Below are 18,845 nucleotides of genomic sequence, written 5' to 3' on the forward strand. Positions count from 1 at the left end.
CACGATCACTGCTTGCGTCCACTATGTGGTTCCCGAACAACAAACCCGTTGCTCCAGGAACCAAACAACTGAACAACAACACCACAATGTTGTAACCACGTATCTTCCCACCCCGCACCTGCGGGGACGGGTAACAGGGTTACGGCGGTCATAGCGTGGGGGAAACGCCCGGTCCCATTCCGAACCCGGAAGCTAAGACCCACAGCGCCGATGGTACTGCACCCGGGAGGGTGTGGGAGAGTAGGACACCGCCGGACAACCATTAACGGCCAGGCCCCGACACCACGTGTCGGGGCCTGACCCATTTAACCACCCCCGGATTTAACCCCGGCCCGGCTGACGTGAGCGGGGGTTTCCGAACGGGGACACATAGGAGAGCGGGGGTTTGGGATATCAAACCCCCGCTCACCTATCACCCGGTTCCCACCAACCCCGGCTCACCTATGGGCGGGAAATCCCCAAACCCCCGCTCACCTATGGGCCGGTTCCCACTAACCCCGGCTCACCTATGGGCCGGTTCCCACTAACCCCGGCTCACCTATGGGCCGGTTTCCACGAACCCCGGCTCACCTATGGGCCGGTTTCCACGAACGCCTGCTCACCTATGGGCCGGTTTCCACGAACGCCTGCTCACCTATGGGCCGGTTTCCACGAACGCCTGCTCACCTATGACCCGGTTTCCACCAACCCCGGCTCACATAACAGGGTCGGGGCCGGGAGTGTCCGTTTTCCTTCGAAGCTGATGGCGAAGGCATTCAGGGCCGGTTTCCATCGTGCAATCCATCGTGCTCTGCTTCGCCCGGTGGGGTCCAGTGCCCGGGTGGCCAGGTAGAGGCATTTCAGGGCGGCCGGGATGGTTGGGAAGTGTCCCCGGGCCCTGACCGCGCGACGGTAGCGGGCGTTGAGGGATTCGATGGCGTTCGTGCTGCAGATGACCCGCCGGATCTCCACGTCGTAATCCAGGAATGGGACGAACTCGCTCCAGGCGTTGTCCCACAGTCGGATGATCGCCGGGTACTGCTTGCCCCATTTACCGGCGAACTCTCCGAGGCGTTCCTTGGCCGCGGTCTCGGACGGTGCCGTGTAGACCGGGCGGAGGTCCCGGGCCATTTCGGTCCAGCTTTTCCTTGAGGCGTAGCGGAAGGTGTTCCGCACCAGATGCACGATGCAGGTCTGGACCACGGCCAGAGGCCAGACGGTATTGATTGCTTCCGGCAGACCCTTCAGGCCGTCGCAGACGATGATGCAGACATCTTCCACGCCCCGGTTCTTGATCTCGGTCAGTACCGCGAGCCAGAACTTCGCTCCTTCCCCGCCGTCACCGGCCCACAGCCCCAGGATGTCCCGTTCGCCGTTGGTCGTGACACCGATAGCGACATAGATGGGCCGGTTGGTGACCTGCCCATCGCGGACTTTGACATGGATGGCGTCGATGAACATCGCCGGGAGCACCCGGTCCAGGGGCCGGTTCTGCCATTCGCTCATTTCCCCGACGATCTTCTCGGTGATCCTGGAGATGGTGTCCTTGGAAACCTTCGCGCCGAACACGTCAGCGAAGTGGGCGGCGATCTCCCCGGTTGTAAGACCTTTCGCGCTCAAGGACAACACGATTTCGTCCACACCGGTCAGCCGGCGCTGTCGCTTCTTCACCGTCTGGGGATCGAACGTGGAACCGGTGTCTCTGGGCACGTCGATTTCCACCGGTCCGATCTCGGTCAGCACGGTTTTGGTACGGGTGCCGTTGCGTGAGTTCCCGCTCCCGCGACCTGCCACCTCGTGCTTCCCGTATCCCAGATGCTCGTCCATTTCCGCTTCCAGAGCGGTCTCCAGGACGTTCTTGGTCAGTTTGTTCAACAGCCCGCCTGGGCCGACAAGCTCCAACCCCTGTTCCTTGGCCTGGGACAGGAGCTGCTGCGCCAACTCTTGCTGATCCACCTCAGTCGCCATGGGACCCATGGTCTCGCTCATGATCAGTCCTCCCCGCCAGGCAAAGCCCGGCGTGTCAGGCCAACCCCGGATCCACCGTTATTCCGACACTCCCTCGGGGCCACACCCCCGCTCACCCTTGAGGCGGACCGCGGCCCCCCTGCCCCCACCCACCCCCAGCAGAAATGAGCCGGCGTCCGGCCGGGACCCGGCATATGTGAGCCGGCGTCCGGCCGGGACCCGGCATATGTGAGCCGGCGTCCGGTCAGAACCGGTTATATGTGAGCGGGCGTTTGCGGGGAGCGCGTCGCGCCCGGAGTCGCGGGGGTCGCTGGGCGGTAAAGTTGGTGCACATGGAGAGCCTCTTTAGTCACCTCGCGCCGGACTCCGAACCCCAGCCGGAGCAATCCGGTGAGCTGGACCCGGTAGTGTGCACCGTCGTCGTGCCTTCGCCGGTGGCGCATGCTTTCAAGGGCTTCACTGATCACCCGCATCTTTGGTGGCCGATGGAGGACCACAGCGTCTACGGGGCGGGTTCGCACGTTGAGTTCGAGGAGAATTTGATCCTGGAGACAGCTGATGACGGACGTACCTCGATCTGGGGCACGATCGACGATTGGCAGCCGCCGTTGTCCTTCCATGCGAGCTGGTATCCGGGGCGTACCGCGATGTGGTCTACGGAACTTCGAGTCGCCTTCCGGGCTGTTGACGGAGGCACTGAAGTTCGCCTGGTGCACGACGGCTGGGAAGGCGCCGAACACCCAGCGCAGACCCGTGCAGACTACGCGGCTGACTGGCCGGGAGTTCTTGATCGCTATGTCCGGTTCATGGGCGGCGGCAGTGAATAGAATCCGTCGGCTGCAAGCGGCTGACTGGCGGTTGCTTCGCGACGTTCGGTTGGAGATGCTGTCGGACACCCCGATGGCCTACGTCGAGAGCCTCGCGGCCGCTCGGCGCCAGACTGACACTCAATGGCAAGAGCGCGCAGCAACGATGTCGAGCGACTCGAGCATCACCCTCGTGGCGGATGACGGTACTGACGGTAGCCGGATCAGTGGACTCATGCGCGTGGTCGTCAAGCAGCCGCAGGATCCTTCCCAGGCTCTACAAGCTATGTTGATCAGCGTCTACGTTGCACCTGAACACAGAGGCTTGGGCCTGGCCGACCAGTTGCTTGATGAAGCTTGCGCAGTAGCAGGCGCGGAGCTTGGAGCCGGCGTGATAGAACTGGGGGTCCACGAGGATAACGCCCGCGCGAAGGCGTTCTATGAGCGGCATGGATTTGAATACACCGGTGCAAGCCGGCCGTATCCGCAGGACAAAGCGAGGTTGGAGATCGTCATGGCCCGGCGGATTCCGCACTCTGGGCAGATCCAGCAGAGCAAAGGCCCTCACGAGTTCATCGATGAGCTAGCGGTCGCCCTTGCTCCAGGGCAAATCGCCGTCGACGAAGACACACGCACGAGCTATGCGGCAGACCTGGGACCAGTCTTGGACTTGCAGCTGCCCCTGGCTGTGGTGTTCGCCGAATGCGTTGAAGACGTGCAGCATGCGGTGCGCAGTTGCGCCAAGCACGGGGTTCCGATTGTTGCCCGCGGCGCCGGCACCGGGGTTTCCGGCGGCGCCCATGCCAGCCAGGGGTGCATCGTACTCAGCCTGGAACGCATGAACCGCATCCTGCAGCTCAACGCGGATGATGAGACCGCCGTCGTCGAACCTGGCGTGGTGAACGCTGACCTCAACGCGGCAGCGGGTGAACACGGCCTGATGTACGCGCCGGATCCCGCGAGCTACAAAATGTCCACGATCGGCGGCAATGTGGCCACGAACGCCGGCGGCTTGCGTTGTGCCAAATACGGCGTGACCAGGGACTCTGTGCTGGCGCTCGACGTCGTCATGGCCGACGGCTCGCTGATCCACACAGGGCACCAGACCTTCAAAGGTGTGGCCGGATACGATCTCACGGCGTTGTTTGTGGGCTCGGAGGGCACCCTCGGGATCGTGGTGGGCGTGACGGTGCGCCTGCGCTACCTGCCCCGCGAGGTACAGACCGTGGCGGCCTTCTATCCGGACTTCCGCGGTGCCGCGGCCGGCGTCCTGGCTGTCGGAAGGGCACGCGTCCAGCCTGCCATCATGGAAATGCTCGACGCCGGAACGCTGGCCCAGCTCGACGAACTGTACGGTTCGGACCTCGGAGAACGTGGACAGGCGCTGCTGCTGATCCAGACAGACGGTTTCGGAGCTGCCGCCGAGGCAGCGCTGGTGCGGGAAGTGCTCGCTGCCGGCGGCGCCGCCGTGACGGCGGAATCGAATGCGGAAGCCGAGAGGCTCATTGAGATGCGGCGGTCGAGTCGAGGCGACGAAGTGGACAACGAATACCGGGTAGGCGAGGACGTCGCCGTTCCGAGGTCACGGCTTGTCGACTACGTGGCCGCGCTCGAGGCCATGGCCATTACCCACGATGTCCGGCTCAAGGTGGTGGCCCACGCCGGCGACGGCAACCTGCACCCCACCTTCTGGGTGGACCGGGTGGACATGGAAGTGGACGCGGACGCCATGACCCGACTCAACAAGGCCCTCGACGACTCCATCGATGCCGCGCTGGCGATGGGCGGAACCATCACGGGCGAGCACGGGGTGGGGCAGTACAAGCTCCGCTGGCTCGGCCTTGAGCAGCCCGGGCCCATCCGCGAGTTGCAGCATCGCATCAAGGAGCTTTTCGACCCAGCCGGAATCCTCAACCCTGGCAAGGCCATCTAAGCCGTTGGTATTCCAAATCTGATCGCCAAGATCTCGCGTCACACATATCTGCTATTTTCATCGCAGTTTACTTTGCCCAAGGATGCCCCTAATCTTATTTGGTATACCAAATTGGGGCCAGGGAGGCAATCAATGGGACAAGCACAGCCGCCGCGCCGCGGTACTTCCGCCAAGGCCGGTCGGAGGACCGCGTGGGTACTCGTTGCCCTGGCGCTTGTCTCCATCAACCTCCGTCCTGCCATTACGACCATCGCCGGCACCATGGGGCAACTGCAGGCAGGGTTCGGACTCGACGCGCATTTACTGCCGCTGCTTGGAGCCTTGCCTGTACTTGCGTTCGGCGTCTCGGCTCCTTGCGGTCCATGGCTGGCCCGTCGCCTGGGGACTGGCAGGGCCGTTGCGGCGGCACTCCTGACATTGGCCGCCGCGCTGCTTGTCCGCGTACTCGTGCCCGGACTGTTGCTGCCCGGAACCTTCCTGGCAGGAGCATCCATCATGACTGCCAGCGTGCTGGCGCCACAGATCGTCAAAGCAAACCGCGGTACGGGATGGTGGACGGGGCTGTGCACCATGGGCTTCGGGCTGGGGGCGGCGCTCGGCGCCGGGCTCGTCCAGCCGCTGCAGCAAACGCTCGGCGGAAGCCTCGCCGGGGCACTGGCCGTCTGGGCCGTCCCCGCCTTGCTAGGGGCCGCGCTGATCCACCGCGCCGGTCAAACAGCCCGGCGTCCCGACGGGACCGGCGAGACCGGCGAGACCGGCGGAGCGGCGTCGGGCGCTGGCCTACAGGAGACGACGACGGCGGACGTCGCCACGCGGGAAGCCGGCACCATCCCGCTGCGGAAGCAACGGACGGCCTGGACCGTGACCGCATTCTTCGGGCTGCAAGCCATGCTGTATTTCGCCGTTACCTCGTGGCTCGCGGTGTTCCTGGTGTCGAAGGGCCAGACGGCGGCCGACGCGGCAGGGCTCCTGGCGTGGTTCAGCGTCGCAGGGCTGCCCGCTAGCCTGCTGGCTCCCGTTCTCGCTGGGCGTCGCGCGGTTCTGAAGGTCATGGCTCCTGGCCTCGGACTTCTTGTCGCGGCGGCTTTGATAGGAGTCCTGACGGCGCCCGTAGCTTTGCAGTTCCTCATGGTCGGCCTGTTGGGAATCGCCCAGAGCGCCGGCTTCGGGCTGGGAATGGCGTTGGTGGTCATCCGCTCGGCAGGGGCAGAGAGCGCCGGCAGCCTATCCGCCATGAGCCAGGGCTGGGGCTTCGCGCTGGCCTCCCTGGGGCCGTTGGGGGCGGGATTCCTGCATGAGTGGTCCGGAGGCTGGGACGTTCCCTTCTGGGTCTTGGCCGCGGAAGCGGTGCTGCTCGCGGTGGCCGGTTTCCTCGCCGTGCGCGGGCCCGCCGTCTCGGTGGCAGCCGCCGAGATGGAGCACCTTGGCGAGCCCGCCGCCGTCGGGCGCTAGCCAGGGGGGCAGGGCGCAAACCAAATCACGCACGGGCCTCCCACTCGGCCCATCTGACTAGCAGTAGTTGTCGTTATGAGCCCCCATAACGACAACAAATGCTAGTTAGTTGGGCAGACGCTGGCGCCGTCGTCGGGCGCTAAGCCTTAAACAAAGAGCCGGTCCCTCGCACGAGGGACCGGCCACTTTTTTGTGCGGAAATTAGACGAGCTCGAGCTGCTCTGCCACGACCTTTCCGCGGTGGATGACAGTGCGGTCGGTGCCGCGGTCCATGACGGCGGAGGCGACCGTTTCGCCGTCGAGCAGCAGGAGTTCGGCGGGGTCGCCGACCTCGACGCCGGGGCGGTGTGCCGTGCCCTTCAGGCGGGTGGCGGACGGGTCAAGGATGCTGGCGCCGCCTACCGTGGCGATCGCGAGGCAGTGCTCGATGAGCTCGTCCTTGCGGAAGCCGTGGGTGAAAGCGAGCTGCCAAGTGCGGTCGAGCATGTCGGTGTTGCCGTAGGGGGACCAGTAGTCGCGCTGGCCGTCCTCGCCCAAGCCCATCCGGACGCCGGCTTCGGCGAGCAGCGGGATGGGAAGCTGGCCCGCCACTCCGGCGGAGCCCGGCGCCACGGACGCCATGGAGATGTCCAGCTCGGCGAACTCTTCGATGAGGCGGCGCGTGGTGGCCTCGGAGACGCTGCCCAGCTGGTACGCGTGGGACATGGTGACCTTGCCCTGCATCCCCAGGGCGCGGGTGCGCTCGATGACCAGGTCCGTGCTGAAGACGCCGAGCTCACCGGGCTCGTGGAGGTGGATATCAATGGGGACCTGGTACTTTTCGGCCAGTCCGAAGACGATGTCCAGGTGGCGGGCGGGGTCGCGGTCCAGGCTGCAGGGGTCGATGCCGCCCATGACATTGGCGCCGGCCTTGAGTGCCTGGTCCATGAGGGGTACGGTGCCGTCCTCAAGGAGGAGGCCGGCCTGCGGGAACGCGATGATGTCGACGTCGGCCTGCCCTTTGAACTGCTCCTTGGCGGCCATCACGGCATCGAAACGCTCGAGGCGGCAATCGACGTCGATCTGGGCATAAGAACGGACACGGGTGGTGCCGCGAGCGATCATCCGGCCGAGGGTGTTGTTGACCCGTTCCTGTAGCGGGATCTCGGCGTTGCGCCAGTTCTGCCGGTCGTTCATCATCATGGTCCATACGCCCGGGCCGCCGGTGTGTTCACGGAACGGAAGACCGATGCGGGTGGAGTCCAGGTGCACATGGACGTCCGAGAACGACGGCACGAGGATGCGGCCGCGGCCCTCGACGACGGATGTGGTGCCAGGAACCGCTCGCGCCGGGTCATGGGCTTCGACGCCGGTGATCTTGCCGTCCGTGATGAGGACGTCGCTCAATGCTTGTCCCCAGGGGCGGACGGCGCGAATCAGGGTGTTCAATGTATTGCTCCTTTGATGTTGGATCTATTGCACACCAGCGAGAGCTGCAGATTCCAGACCTGCGTGATGGCAGGCCGGGGCAGCCGCGCTGGCTGGTCTCGGGACTTCGCTAATGCAGCGTTGCTGCTGTTCCGCGCCCAGGGTGCCGAACAACGGACACCGGGTGCGGAAGACGCAACCGCTGGGTGGGTTTGCCGGCGAGGGCAGATCTCCCCGAACTCGCGCTCGCGGAGGCTCAGCAGCTGGCCGCGCACGATGCGGGCGAGGTATGCCCAGCCGAAGAAGCCCAGAATGATCACGAGCGAAGCCATGGGAAGGAAGCTGCCTTGGCCCAGCGGGGTGTCGCGCAACCGTGACTGCAGGATGGGTGTCAGCGAAAGGATCAGCAGGAGGTGCGGGAAGGCAAGGAAGAGATCCATGATCCGGCTGATGATGGCGTCCGTCTTGCCGCCGAAGTAGCCCGCGGCTGAGGCGAGCCGTGCAAACAGGTCACGGCCCAGTCCGGGTTCCACGCCCAGCCAGTGGCTGGCCGAGGGGTACATGTATCCCGGGAGCGGCAGCCCGGGAGTCTGGAGGTCGTCCAAGACGTCGGGGCTGGTGTTGGACGTGAACGGATCGTTGCCTGACATGGCACTGAGCAGCGGGCCGAGGATGGCGAACAACATGATGGCCACCACCACGCAGAGGCTCAACAAGGCGATCTTGCTGCGACGGATCCGCAACCACGCGGTGGCCAGAAGCGATCGCGCCTCGGCGGTGGGTCTATTCGGGGCCGTACTGGGGGATGGACTCGCAGCCGTAGCTTCGACGGTGGACTGTAGCTGGGTCAACGGGGGTGCTCGATTCATGATCCAAGGAGCGGACTCCGGATTTTTTGTATACCAAAAATAGACTAGAGCAGGTTTGATGGGATGTAAATCACAAATATCGCACTATCTGGAATACCAAAAAGCTCTCTTTCCGTCCGTGTATGCTCGGGTGGAACGCAAGACGATGGGGAAGGGAAGGGTGGCCGAAGCCGATGCCCGAAACGTTGACAACCCGCGACGACGAAGCCCTGGCCGAACAGGTCTACCAGCTGGTTCTTGAGGGAATTGTGGCGGGGAGATACGAACAGGGCGCGCGGCTGCGCGAACGGGAGCTCTCCGAGCTCTACAACGTTTCACGGATCCCCGTGCGGGAAGCCATCCAACGCCTCGAGCGGGATGGCTTCGTGGAAACCTTCCCTCGCCGGGGCGCAGTGGTGCGCCAATTGACGCTCACCGACGTCAATGAACTCTTCGACGTACGGCTCTGCCTGGAAACGTTCGCGGCCCGCATGGCGGCCGTCCGCGTCGCGGCGGGCGAACCGGGCGGCCGCCTGCAGGAACTCCTCGACGACACAAGGCAAGCGATCGACGACGACCGGACCGATGACGTCGTGCGCCTCAGTGCGGCGTTCCACGCCGAAATCGTGCGGCTGTCCGGCAATCGGCTGCTGATCGAATCGGTCAAACCGTTGTTCGGCCGCATGCGCTGGATCTTCGGGCTCGCGCACAACCGCAGCAACGAACTCCAGCGCGACGAGCACATGGAACTGTGCAACGCCATCCTCGGCGGCAAGGCCGATCTCGCCTACACCCTGGCGTACTCCCACATCGAGCTCGGGCGTGAACCGGTGCTTAGGGGACTCTCGCAGACGTTGGAGCCCTGAACCTCAGCGCTAGTCGTCGGAATCCGGGTATTCGTCCTCGTCGTACCGGGATTCCTCGGTTTCAGCTTCAAGGATCTTGAGCATCGCCGTGTCCGGATTGAGCATGATTGCAGCCTCGTCGCGCCGGTGGCGCAGGATGGTGTCCAAGTAGGACTGCACGGCTTCAGCCAGCGGGATGTGGCTGTCCTGCTTCTGGCTCATGTACCAGCGGTGTTCGAGGACTTCGTGGACCACTTCCGCCGGCTCAAGCTTGCCTGCGAGGTCGCGCGGGATGGACCGGACGATGGGCTCGAAGATCTGGCTGACCCAGGTATGGGCACTGATTTCTTCGTCCATGTCCGGGTTGTTGTCCGCCCGGAATGAATCCATGTCATTGAGCAGCCGGCGGGCCTGGTTCTCCTGGGCGTCCAGGCCAGTGAGGCGGAGCAACCGCCGCTGGTGGTGGCCGGCGTCGACGACCTTGGGCTGAAGCTGGATGGTGGAGCCGTCCGCCGTGGTCTTGATGGCGTATTCCTCGACGTCGAAGCCGAGTTCGTTGAGGCGGCGGATGCGCGCTCCGACGCGCCAGCGTTCACCGAGCTCGAACGATTCCTTTTCGGTGAGTTCGGCCCAAAGCCGGCGGTACGAGTCCATGATGAGCTCCGACGTTGCCACCGGGTCCACCTTCTCCTCGATCAGGCCGCCTTCGAGCAAGTCCATGAGTTCCCCGGCGATGTTGACGCGGGCGATCTCCAGATCGTACTCACGCTGGCCCACCGACAGATCGGGGTACAGCTCGCCCGTCTCGGCATCCACGAGGTACGCGGCGAACGCGCCGGCGTCGCGGCGGAACAAGGTGTTGGACAAGGAAACGTCGCCCCAATAGAAACCGATCAGGTGCAGGCGCACCAGCAGCAGCGCCTGGGCGTCGATAAGCCTTGTGAGGGTGTCACGGCGCAGCATCTGGGAGAAGAGCGCCCGGTACGGCATGGAGAACTTGAGGTGCCGGGTGACCAGCACGGGGTTCAGGGGCCTGCCGTCAACAGTGGTGCGGCCGGTGATGACCGCGACCGGCTCGACACAAGGCACATCCATTCGTGCCAGCTTCCGGAGCATGTGGTATTCGTGCCGGGCAACGTGCTCGGACGTTTCCTTGATGGCGATGACGGAGCCGGCCAAGTGCGCGAAACGGACGATGTGCCGGGAAATACCGCGCGGCAGGGCGGCCAGGTTCGCTGCTGGCCAGTCTTCGAGTGCGATGTGCCAGGGCAGGTCCAGTAGCTCGGGATCCGCTGCAGCGGCGGTGATGTTGAGGGATCCGATCACACCCGCCGGCGGAGCAATGTCATTGGCGCTGGCAGCCTCGGTGCGCGGGAGTTTGCCGATCTGCGCGTAGTCGGTGGGTTCGTCATGCCACTTGGCACCGCTTTGCTCGGTCATGGAGTCAATTCTTCCGTATGGAGGCTGCTGTTAACGACGACGGCGGCCCGTCCACTCGGAAGGGCCGCCGTCGCTTCGATATTAGGGCCCACGCTGGCAGGGTTCCCTGGCCGAAGCGGAGCGAGGTTAGGGGACTGGTGGGGACTAGTCGCCCAGGCGCAGGCCCGACTTGGTGTCGAACAAGTGCACGTGGCCCGACTGCGGACGAACGAAGATGGACTCGCCCTTCATCGGGGGGCGGCGGCCGTCGACGCGGGCCACGATGTCGTGGCTCTTGCCGTCAAGCGTGGTGTGGCCGTAGACGTAGGCGTCGGCGCCGAGCTCCTCGACGACGTCAACCTCAACTTCGAGGCCTTCGCCGGCACCAACGGTCTCGAGGTCTTCCGGACGGGAACCGAGCGTGACGGTCTTGCCGTGTGCCTCTTCGAGGACATCGTGCGGTACCGGGTAAACGGTGCCACCGAACTGGACGCCGCCGTCGACGACGGGCAGCTCGAGCAAGTTCATGGCAGGCGAGCCGATGAAGCCGGCAACGAAGACGTTCTTCGGGCGGTCGTACAGGTTGCGCGGGGTATCTACCTGCTGCAGCAGGCCGTCCTTGAGAACGGCAACGCGGTCACCCATGGTCATGGCCTCGACCTGGTCGTGGGTCACGTAGACCGTGGTAACACCGAGGCGGCGGGTCAGGGATGCGATCTGCGTACGGGTCTGGACACGGAGCTTCGCGTCCAGGTTGGAAAGGGGCTCATCCATGAGGAAGACCTGAGGGTTACGGACGATTGCGCGGCCCATGGCAACGCGCTGACGCTGGCCACCGGAGAGTGCCTTCGGCTTGCGGTCCAGGTAAAGCTCGAGGTCAAGAAGCTTGGCTGCTTCGCGGACACGCTCCGCGCGCTCCTCCTTGGAGACGCCGGCGATCTTCAGTGCGAAGCCCATGTTGTCCGCAACCGTCATGTGCGGGTACAGAGCGTAGTTCTGGAAGACCATTGCGATGTCGCGGTCCTTCGGCGGGACGTCTGTGACGTCGCGGTCACCGATCAGAATGCGGCCGGAGTTTACATCCTCGAGGCCTGCGAGCATGCGCAGGGAGGTGGACTTACCGCAACCGGAAGGTCCAACAAGGACCAGGAATTCGCCATCGGCGATGTCGATGTTGAGCTTATCGACGGCGGGCTTATCTGTGCCCGGGTACAGACGCGTAGCGTTATCAAAAGTAACTGTTGCCACAGTTATCAATCCCTTCACCGGCAGGTACGTGCCGGACGATCCGTTGTGAATGGTTCATGTTTATTCAGTTGGGCTCCCCGCCCTGGGCTAGGCCCGGGCAAGGGAGACTGAGTGACGCCGCACGGTAGTTGTGCGCCACATCACAACCTAGAGTATGGCAGTAGCTCGGGGTATTCGCCTAAATGTTACGAATGTCACATGTGAGATGAGTCTCCCGAGACTTCGCGGCGACGTTCGCGAAGGACCGCTTCCAGGAGTTCGGCGACGTGGACAGGGGCCTCGACGCGGAACTCGGCCTGGGTGAAATCCAGCCCGACCTTGACCCCGACGTCGCCGGCGCCAAGCCTGGCGATTGCGTCCTCGTCGGTCACGTCGTCGCCGGCGAAAAGGATCCCGGTGGCGGAGGTGGCCTGGCGCAGGAACTCGACGGCCTCGCCTTTGGAGGAGTGCACCACCGAGGTCTCGAGGACCCGTTTGCCGTTTTTGAGGAAGACTCCCGGGCGATCTTCAAGGACCGCTCGGGCAGCGGCGACAGCGTCCTCCGCCACATCATCGTCGGCTCGCCGGGTGTGAAGTACGACGCCGGCAGGCTTGTCTTCGAGGACGGTCCCCGGAGCTTCCTGCGAGATTCCGGCCAGGACCTCGCGGACTTCGGCAAGGAGATCCCTTTGGGCGTCGTCCAGTTGGAGTTCCGCCGAACCGGGGCCCATCCAGGCCTCGGCGCCATGGCTGCCAATCAGCAGCGTTGCCTCGGGAGGGGAGGCGACCGCCCGCAGGCTGGCCAGTGCCCGACCGGAGATGAGCGCCGTCGTCGTCCTCGGTAGTTTGGCGAGTTCAGCGAAAGCGGCGGCTGAGCGCTTGAGCGGACGCGCGGCGTCGGCGTGGTCGACGATCGGGGAAATGGTGCCGTCAAAGTCCATGGCCACCAAGAGCTGATCGGTCCGGGCGATCCTGCGGACGGCGTCGAGCAGTTCGGGCGTCAGGCTCAGCGGGGGAGTAGCTGCTGTCTCAGGAGTCATCGCGCACCACGGTTTCTGCTAAGGCCGAAAGGAATTCGGCCGACCAATGATCGACGTCGTGGTCGAGGATTTGTTTCCGCATGGACTTCATCCGGCGGCGGGATTCGTTCGGGGGCAGGTGCACGGCCCTCATGATGGTGTTCTTCAGCCCGTCGATGTCGTGCGGATTCATGAGGAGTGCTTGCTTGAGTTGATCGGCCGCGCCCGTGAATTCACTGAGGACCAGCGCACCCGTGTTGCTGGTACGGGCTGTGACATATTCCTTCGCGACGAGGTTCATGCCGTCGCGCAAAGCCGTCACCAGCATGACGTCGGCTGCGAGGTACAGGGCCACCATCTCCTCGATCGGGTAGCTGTGGTGGAGGTAGCGAACGGCGGTGTTCTGCATCGTGTCGTAGCTGCCGTTGATGTGGCCCACGGTGCCTTCAATTTCTTCACGCAGGAGTCTGTACTGCCGCACGCGCTCGCGGCTGGGGCTCGCCACCTGGATCAGTGTGGCGTCCTCCACGGTGAGCCGTCCTTCCTTGAGGAGTTCCTCAAAGGCCTTCAAACGATGGGGGATGCCCTTGGTGTAGTCGAGGCGGTCCACGCCCAGGAGGATGGTTTTGGGGTTGCCGAGGTCCTGGCGGATCTGCCGGGCACGATCGATGATGTCCGGGCGCTCAGCGAGTTCGCTGATCTGATCCACGGCGATGGAGATCGGGAAGGCCTGTGCGCGGGCAATATGTGTGATCCGGCCATCGGTTCCTTTGACGTGGATCTGTTGCTGTTTGACGCTTGCGCCAATGAAGCGGCGTGCCGAGCGCATGAAGTTTGCCGCGTCACTAGGACGCTGGAAACCCACCAGGTCAGCGCCGAGCAGGCCTTCGATGATGGCCTGGCGCCACGGTAATTGGGCGAAGATCTCCGGAGGCGGGAACGGGATGTGGTTGAAGAAGCCGATGCGCAGGTCCGGGCGCGCCTGGCGGAGCATACTTGGCACGAGCTGGAGCTGGTAGTCCTGTACCCACACAGTGGCTCCTTGGTCCGCGTGCTGGATGACAGCGTCGGCGAACCGCCGGTTGACCCGGCGGTAGCTGTCCCACCATGTTCGGTGGAACTCCGGCGGGGCAATGACGTCGTGGTAGAGCGGCCAGAGGGTGGCGTTGGAGAAGCCTTCGTAATAGAGCTCAACATCGTCCGTGCTGAGGTCCACGGGAATCAGGTCCATGCCGCCGTGGCTGAAGGGTTCCAACGCTTCGTCCGGGGCGCCGTGCCAGCCCACCCACGCGCCGTCGGTCTTGGTCATCATCGGCGCGAGGGCAGTCACTAGCCCGCCGGGGGAGCGGCGCCAACCTTCTTCGCTGTTTTCCCCCTCATCGCTGGGGTAGCGGTCCACGGGAAGACGGTTGGAGACCACCATGAAATCGTGTTTCCGGGTCGGTGGAGCCTGTTTGCCTTCGGGTGCGCTGTCGATTTTTTCGCTTGCCGTTTCTTGCATTGCTGCCCCCTGGGGTTGCTTGTGACTCATCTCCCACCCTACCGGCGGGAATCATCAACGACACTTGCTCGTTCCTCAGACTGGAGTCGAAGACCCCAGCAAAGCTGCCGGTCTTCTCCCGTAAACTGGCCCCGTTGCCATTGCTACAACCAACGCCGTCGATCAATCACGAGGAACTGATGAGCCCCGCAAACGAACCACGCCTGTCCAAGGCAGAGCGCACCGCCCAGGCCCGCGAAAAGGCCCGCGAGATCCGCGAAGCTCAGCTGAAGAAGGACAAGCGCAACAAGTTGCTCATCGGATGGGGCATTGTGGTCGCCGTCGTGGCGATCCTCGCGGTCATTGCCCTCGTGGTCACCCAGAACATTGCGAACAATGCCCCGATCGCCGATCAGGGCCCGACGCCGGCCAACGCCAACGTTCACGGCGGCGTGACGCTGCTGAAGGGCACCGATGTGACGAAGGTGGCCGCCGGCACCGTTAGCCTCGCGTCGCTTCCGTCGGCCCCGGCCACCGCGCCCGCCACCGTGACCGCTCCCGGCGCCGAGGCTGAAGCTGGCAAACCGGTCAAGGTTGTGGCCTACATCGACTTCATCTGCCCCATCTGCAAGAACTTCGAGACCACGTACAGCCAGCAGCTGACCCAGCTGCGCAACGACGGCAAGATCACTCTGGAGTACCGTCCGTTCGGTTTCCTGGACGCCAGCTCCAGCACCAACTACTCCTCGCGCGCCGCCAACGCCGCAGCATGTGTGGCGAACACGTCACCTGACAAGTACTCGGCACTCGTGGACCTGCTGTACGCCCAGCAGCCCGCCGAGGGCAGTGCGGGCATTTCGGACAACGACCTCAAGAAGTTGGCCACCCAAGCCGGATCGGCCAACATCGACTCCTGCATCGACAACAAGACGTACCGGCCGTTCGTCAAGGTGGTCACCCAGGAGGCCAAGAATATCGGGATCTCCGGCACGCCCACGGTCTTCATCGACGGCCAGCAATGGGACAACAAGGCGGACTTCATGACCGTCCTGAATGCAGCTGTCGCAGCAAAGAAGTAGTTATCGAGGCCTAGGCCTCCTGCCCGCTGGAATTTCCGTGGGCGGGAGGTCTTGGGCTACCCTTATCTAGCGCTTGCGCGCACCAGCCCCGGCTTGCCGGGGCAACCAGCTCCGGCCTGCCGGGGCGCGCCTCCTTAGCTCAGTTGGCCAGAGCACCGCTCTTGTAAAGCGGGGGTCGTCGGTTCGAATCCGACAGGGGGCTCCAGATCCAGATGATGTAGGCCGACTCGGTCTAGCGGAGGACGGCCATTCCGGGCTGATCACCGCAGGTGGAGGGCACCCCGGTGATATTCGTCCGGCCACCCGATTCCGTTAAGGTCGGGCTTGGGGGTGTCCGCTCAGGTGGCGGGATCACGCAGGGTCGGGACTTTGGTCCGAGAGAGGTATTTGGCTCTAATGTTGACCGATGATTGAACCGCGCCAACTTAGTGAAAGCATCAGCATGCGCGTACTGCGCGTAGGTGATGCGGCTGCGCTCGCCGCCGCATATGTGCGCAACCGTGCCTACCTTTCACCCTGGGAGCCAGTACGGCCCGAGGAGTATTACACCGCAGACTGGCAGTCAGCGGACATTGCCAGCCGCCTCGCTGCGCATGAGGCAGGGGGAGCGCACCCGCTCGGACTGTTCGACGGCGATCGAGTCGTCGGCCGATTCAACCTGGCCGGAATCGTACGCGGTCCCTTCCAGAGCACGGGCCTGGGCTACTGGGTGGATAGCACATATGCAGGCCGCGGACTAGCGTCGGCGGCAGTCCAGGCGATAGTCGAAATGGCGCGCGACGAACTCGGCCTGCACCGCATTGAGGCGAGCACTCTTCTCCACAACGCTGCCTCGCAGCGCGTGCTGCTCAAGGCCGGGTTCCAGCAGATTGGCATGGCGCCGCGATACCTGCAGATTGCCGGAAAATGGCAAGACCACAATCTCTACCAAGTGGTCCTTCACGACTAGAACCGTCCACGGGCTCGCCCAGTACGCTATCGCCATGCAGATTCGCGAATGCACCCTCGACGACCTGGCGCAGGTGAATTCGCTCTGTGACGCCAGCGAGCGGAGACGCTGGACCAGCGAGATGGTCCTCCCAAGGAGCGACCGAGTCGTTTTGGTGGCCGTTACACACGGCAAGGTCATCGGCGTAGCCAAGACCCATTTCCATCCGAATCCCGACGGCGGCTCGCCCGCCGGCCACTATCTCGGGGGAGTGGTGGTCGCCCCGGGGTTTCGACGGCGAGGGGTCGGTTCTGCCCTCACCGTGGCGAGGTTGGAATGGATCTGGTCCCGGGCGTCCATCGCCCACTACTTCGCAAACGAACACAACACGGCATCCATCAGAATGCACGATGCGCTCGGCTTCCGCCTGGTTGCACGATTCCCGGAGATTCGCGGAGTGACCGCCGACGACGGCCGGGCCGAGCTCATTCTCTTCGCGGCGTCCCGAGGAGGGTGGGACCCGTCAGAGGTCACTGAGTCCAAGGCCTCGATCATCGAGGCACGGTGATCGTTTTCCTGCCGGGGCCCCGATTGATCGTAGGCAGGTGCAGGATGGGCCTTTGACGGACGGCAATTTCAGCCATACGAAGCGTTCCATTTTGTTGAAGGTTCCGAAGTCCAGAACGGCCCCGTCAAGCTTGGGGGCCAGGTCATGGCTGACGCTGACCGTGATCGTCGCGTCGCCCGGTAAGTCCGCTCCGGCGCGGGTTCCTTCGCGGCCGGCAGCGTACAAGACGCATTGAAGGGGCTTTTTCGGCTCGGTCCGCGAGAAGTAGAGCCCTTGCTTTCGGCAGCCGCCGTTGCCTTGGTAGCAATGCAGCAGCCCACCGAAAACTTCAATCATGTCGACGGCGGTCCCACTCACGAAAAAGCTGCCGTGGCCGGGAATCCGGGCGAGCATGCCTTGTCCCGTTGTCGCGGTCTTCATGGGCTGTTTCCGATCTATGGAGGTGTGCGGTCCGGCCTTGGCCTCGAGTGAGCCGGGCGCTTGCTTATATGCATCTATATGCAGATTCTTTCACATTCCTACTTGCGCGCTAAATCGCAGTTCGGCTCGCCTTCGCGATACAGCGCCTCGCGTGATAGCCGGACGGCCTGCCCGCACGGGATGTGCGGGCAGGCCGTCAGCTCTTGAACGCTATGACGGGTCAGGGGCGGAAGAGTTCCTCGAACGTGCCCGATGTAGTGGGCGAGCAGGTGTTCGCCAGGCAGCCGAGGTGCCACATGTGTTGGATGGTGGAGAGCAGGGTGTAGTGGTCGGAGAGCTGGTTCGAGGTCTTGTGCGGGCCTGCAGCCGAGTTGATCACGATCATTGGTGCGTGGCCGCCGCCCAGGACCGCGCCGTTCTGTCCGACCGGGCTGCCCGGGCCGCCCGTGGAGCCCGAGTAGTCGTTCTCGTCCCAGGCCAGGACGATGCTTGACTTAGTCGTCTTCCACGTCTGAGAATCCATGATCTGCTGGACGGTCTGCTTGAGGTAGGCGTCGCCGAGCTGGATCGCGCGGTGGTCGAGGCCGGAGTCCGGGTAACCGCATTGGGGCAGTCCGATGAGGGCTGCTCCGGAGGGGGAGATCCCGTGCATGTCGTGGCACTGGTTGGGACTGATCCAGACAAAGTTGGGCACGTTGCCGCTCGCGAGGTCGGTTTTTAGGTTGTTCTCAAGCGGCACGATGTTCTGCAGGCGCGGGCTGCCCGGGTAGTTGATGTCCGAGAAGTACATGAACGGGTTGTGCTTCTGGGCGTACAACTTGACCGTGGTGGAGCCGATTGTGGGTGCGTATTCGACCTGGGAGCCGGTGCTAGGGAGGTTCTCCATGTATGCCTTCCAGCTCAGTCCCTTGTTTTCGAGCTGGTCGACGATGGTCTGGCCGGAGAACATATGCGGAGTCGCGGCGGCGCTGGCCGCCTGTTCTGGCGTGAGTTGCCCGGTGACTCCAGTGTCGCTGGAGCCGGGGACGAACTCTTCAGGGGCGCACGTGACATTCGCTCCCGCTTTGCAGTCGTCCCAGATTCCTTGGAAGCTGCCCGAGATGGCTGAGAGGTAGTTGGGCAGGCTCGGGTGCGTGACGCCGTGGTAGTTCGCCGCAGTGTTGTAGCGCTGCGCGAGGGTATTGATGTAGGGCGCGTCGGCGGTGTTGCCGATGATCTGGTCGTAGCCGTGGTTCTCCATCATGATGACGAAGACATGGTCGGGACCGTTGGCCCCTTGTCCGCTCGCTTGGGCGACGGAGCCGGACGCGGCCAGTGCCGTGGCGGGGCCAACCGAGCCGACCACTGCGGTGCCTGTGAGCGCGATGGTGGCCGCAATGGCTGCCAGGGCTCCGGACTTGCGGCTTTTCAACACATTGAGCATTGAATTGTCCTTTCGGGTTGCGCCCCTGTCGGAGCGCTTCTATT

Annotated in this window: 16 protein-coding genes, 1 tRNA gene, 1 rRNA gene and 1 pseudogene; 10 read left to right on the top strand and 9 right to left on the bottom strand. The window is 63.9% G+C overall.

The window, feature by feature from the left end:
- The first annotated feature begins 140 nt into the window (after positions 1-140).
- A 5S ribosomal RNA gene (gene rrf / locus ACSKT0_RS03090) occupies positions 141-257 on the top strand.
- 409 nt (positions 258-666) lie between these two features.
- Here rrf and ACSKT0_RS03095 read toward each other — a convergent pair.
- Positions 667-1,968: an IS256 family transposase gene (locus ACSKT0_RS03095; protein WP_437772456.1), complete on the bottom strand. Its 1,302-nt coding sequence runs from the start codon at positions 1,966-1,968 to the stop codon at positions 667-669.
- Between the two features lie 311 nt (positions 1,969-2,279).
- Between ACSKT0_RS03095 and ACSKT0_RS03100 the strand changes: the two genes are divergently transcribed.
- The 4 genes and pseudogenes from ACSKT0_RS03100 (at position 2,280) to ACSKT0_RS03115 (ending at position 6,138) form a co-directional block, all read left to right on the top strand.
- Positions 2,280-2,774 (top strand): SRPBCC domain-containing protein, encoded by a 495-nt coding sequence (locus tag ACSKT0_RS03100; RefSeq protein ID WP_437772457.1) that lies wholly within the window; start codon positions 2,280-2,282, stop codon positions 2,772-2,774.
- A gap of 145 nt (positions 2,775-2,919) precedes the next feature.
- Positions 2,920-3,165, top strand: a pseudogene (locus ACSKT0_RS03105) (GNAT family N-acetyltransferase); the annotation flags it as partial.
- A gap of 102 nt (positions 3,166-3,267) precedes the next feature.
- Positions 3,268-4,686 (top strand): FAD-binding oxidoreductase, encoded by a 1,419-nt coding sequence (locus ACSKT0_RS03110; RefSeq protein ID WP_437773958.1) that lies wholly within the window; start codon positions 3,268-3,270, stop codon positions 4,684-4,686.
- Between the two features lie 132 nt (positions 4,687-4,818).
- On the top strand, positions 4,819-6,138 hold the full coding sequence (locus tag ACSKT0_RS03115) for an MFS transporter (RefSeq protein WP_437772458.1): 1,320 nt from the start codon (positions 4,819-4,821) through the stop codon (positions 6,136-6,138).
- Between the two features lie 201 nt (positions 6,139-6,339).
- Here ACSKT0_RS03115 and ACSKT0_RS03120 read toward each other — a convergent pair whose 3' ends face one another.
- Both ACSKT0_RS03120 and ACSKT0_RS03125 read right to left on the bottom strand, forming a co-directional pair.
- A complete protein-coding gene (locus ACSKT0_RS03120; RefSeq protein ID WP_437772459.1) occupies positions 6,340-7,566 on the bottom strand; it encodes an amidohydrolase family protein in 1,227 nt (408 codons plus the stop codon).
- Entirely contained in the window at positions 7,563-8,414 is an 852-nt protein-coding gene (locus ACSKT0_RS03125; protein WP_437772460.1) for an ABC transporter permease, read from the bottom strand. The genes ACSKT0_RS03120 and ACSKT0_RS03125 overlap by 4 nt, the downstream gene beginning before the upstream one ends.
- A gap of 173 nt (positions 8,415-8,587) precedes the next feature.
- On the opposite strand from ACSKT0_RS03125, the gene ACSKT0_RS03130 reads away from it, so the two are divergent.
- Positions 8,588-9,259, top strand: a complete 672-nt coding sequence (locus ACSKT0_RS03130; protein ID WP_437772461.1) for a GntR family transcriptional regulator — start codon at positions 8,588-8,590, stop codon at positions 9,257-9,259.
- Positions 9,260-9,268: 9 nt separating this feature from the next.
- Here the strand turns inward: ACSKT0_RS03130 and ACSKT0_RS03135 are convergent, their stop codons facing one another.
- The 4 genes from ACSKT0_RS03135 to ACSKT0_RS03150 form a co-directional block, all read right to left on the bottom strand.
- Entirely contained in the window at positions 9,269-10,678 is a 1,410-nt protein-coding gene (locus ACSKT0_RS03135) for a DUF4032 domain-containing protein (protein ID WP_437772462.1), read from the bottom strand.
- A gap of 144 nt (positions 10,679-10,822) precedes the next feature.
- Positions 10,823-11,905, bottom strand: coding sequence for an ABC transporter ATP-binding protein (locus tag ACSKT0_RS03140; RefSeq protein WP_234751365.1), 1,083 nt, complete (start codon positions 11,903-11,905; stop codon positions 10,823-10,825).
- Between the two features lie 194 nt (positions 11,906-12,099).
- Complete coding sequence (gene otsB / locus ACSKT0_RS03145) at positions 12,100-12,924, bottom strand: trehalose-phosphatase (protein WP_437772463.1); 825 nt, start codon at positions 12,922-12,924, stop codon at positions 12,100-12,102.
- Complete coding sequence (locus ACSKT0_RS03150) at positions 12,914-14,404, bottom strand: alpha,alpha-trehalose-phosphate synthase (UDP-forming) (RefSeq protein WP_437772464.1); 1,491 nt, start codon at positions 14,402-14,404, stop codon at positions 12,914-12,916. Before ACSKT0_RS03150 ends, otsB begins: the two co-directional genes overlap by 11 nt.
- Positions 14,405-14,583: 179 nt before the next feature.
- On the opposite strand from ACSKT0_RS03150, the gene ACSKT0_RS03155 reads away from it, so the two are divergent.
- The 4 genes from ACSKT0_RS03155 to ACSKT0_RS03170 all read left to right on the top strand — a co-directional run bounded on the left by ACSKT0_RS03155 (position 14,584) and on the right by ACSKT0_RS03170 (position 16,958).
- Positions 14,584-15,462 carry a DsbA family protein gene (locus ACSKT0_RS03155; protein ID WP_437772465.1) on the top strand — a complete coding sequence of 293 codons (879 nt, stop codon included), beginning with the start codon at positions 14,584-14,586 and terminating at the stop codon, positions 15,460-15,462.
- Positions 15,463-15,590: 128 nt separating this feature from the next.
- A tRNA-Thr gene (locus tag ACSKT0_RS03160) sits at positions 15,591-15,667 on the top strand.
- Positions 15,668-15,868: 201 nt separating this feature from the next.
- Positions 15,869-16,411 carry a GNAT family N-acetyltransferase gene (locus tag ACSKT0_RS03165; RefSeq protein ID WP_437772466.1) on the top strand — a complete coding sequence of 181 codons (543 nt, stop codon included), beginning with the start codon at positions 15,869-15,871 and terminating at the stop codon, positions 16,409-16,411.
- A 34-nt stretch (positions 16,412-16,445) separates the two neighbouring features.
- Positions 16,446-16,958, top strand: coding sequence for an N-acetyltransferase family protein (locus ACSKT0_RS03170; protein ID WP_437772467.1), 513 nt, complete (start codon positions 16,446-16,448; stop codon positions 16,956-16,958).
- On the opposite strand, the gene ACSKT0_RS03175 is transcribed toward ACSKT0_RS03170, so the two are convergent.
- Positions 16,914-17,378 carry a peptidase gene (locus ACSKT0_RS03175; RefSeq protein ID WP_437772468.1) on the bottom strand — a complete coding sequence of 155 codons (465 nt, stop codon included), beginning with the start codon at positions 17,376-17,378 and terminating at the stop codon, positions 16,914-16,916. The two genes, ACSKT0_RS03170 and ACSKT0_RS03175, sit on opposite strands and share 45 nt — an antisense overlap.
- Before the next feature lie 220 nt (positions 17,379-17,598).
- Positions 17,599-18,801 (bottom strand): alkaline phosphatase family protein, encoded by a 1,203-nt coding sequence (locus tag ACSKT0_RS03180; RefSeq protein WP_437772469.1) that lies wholly within the window; start codon positions 18,799-18,801, stop codon positions 17,599-17,601.
- Between the last annotated feature and the right edge of the window lie 44 nt (positions 18,802-18,845).

Source organism: Arthrobacter sp. KNU40 (assembly GCF_051515115.1).
GTDB lineage: Bacteria > Actinomycetota > Actinomycetes > Actinomycetales > Micrococcaceae > Arthrobacter.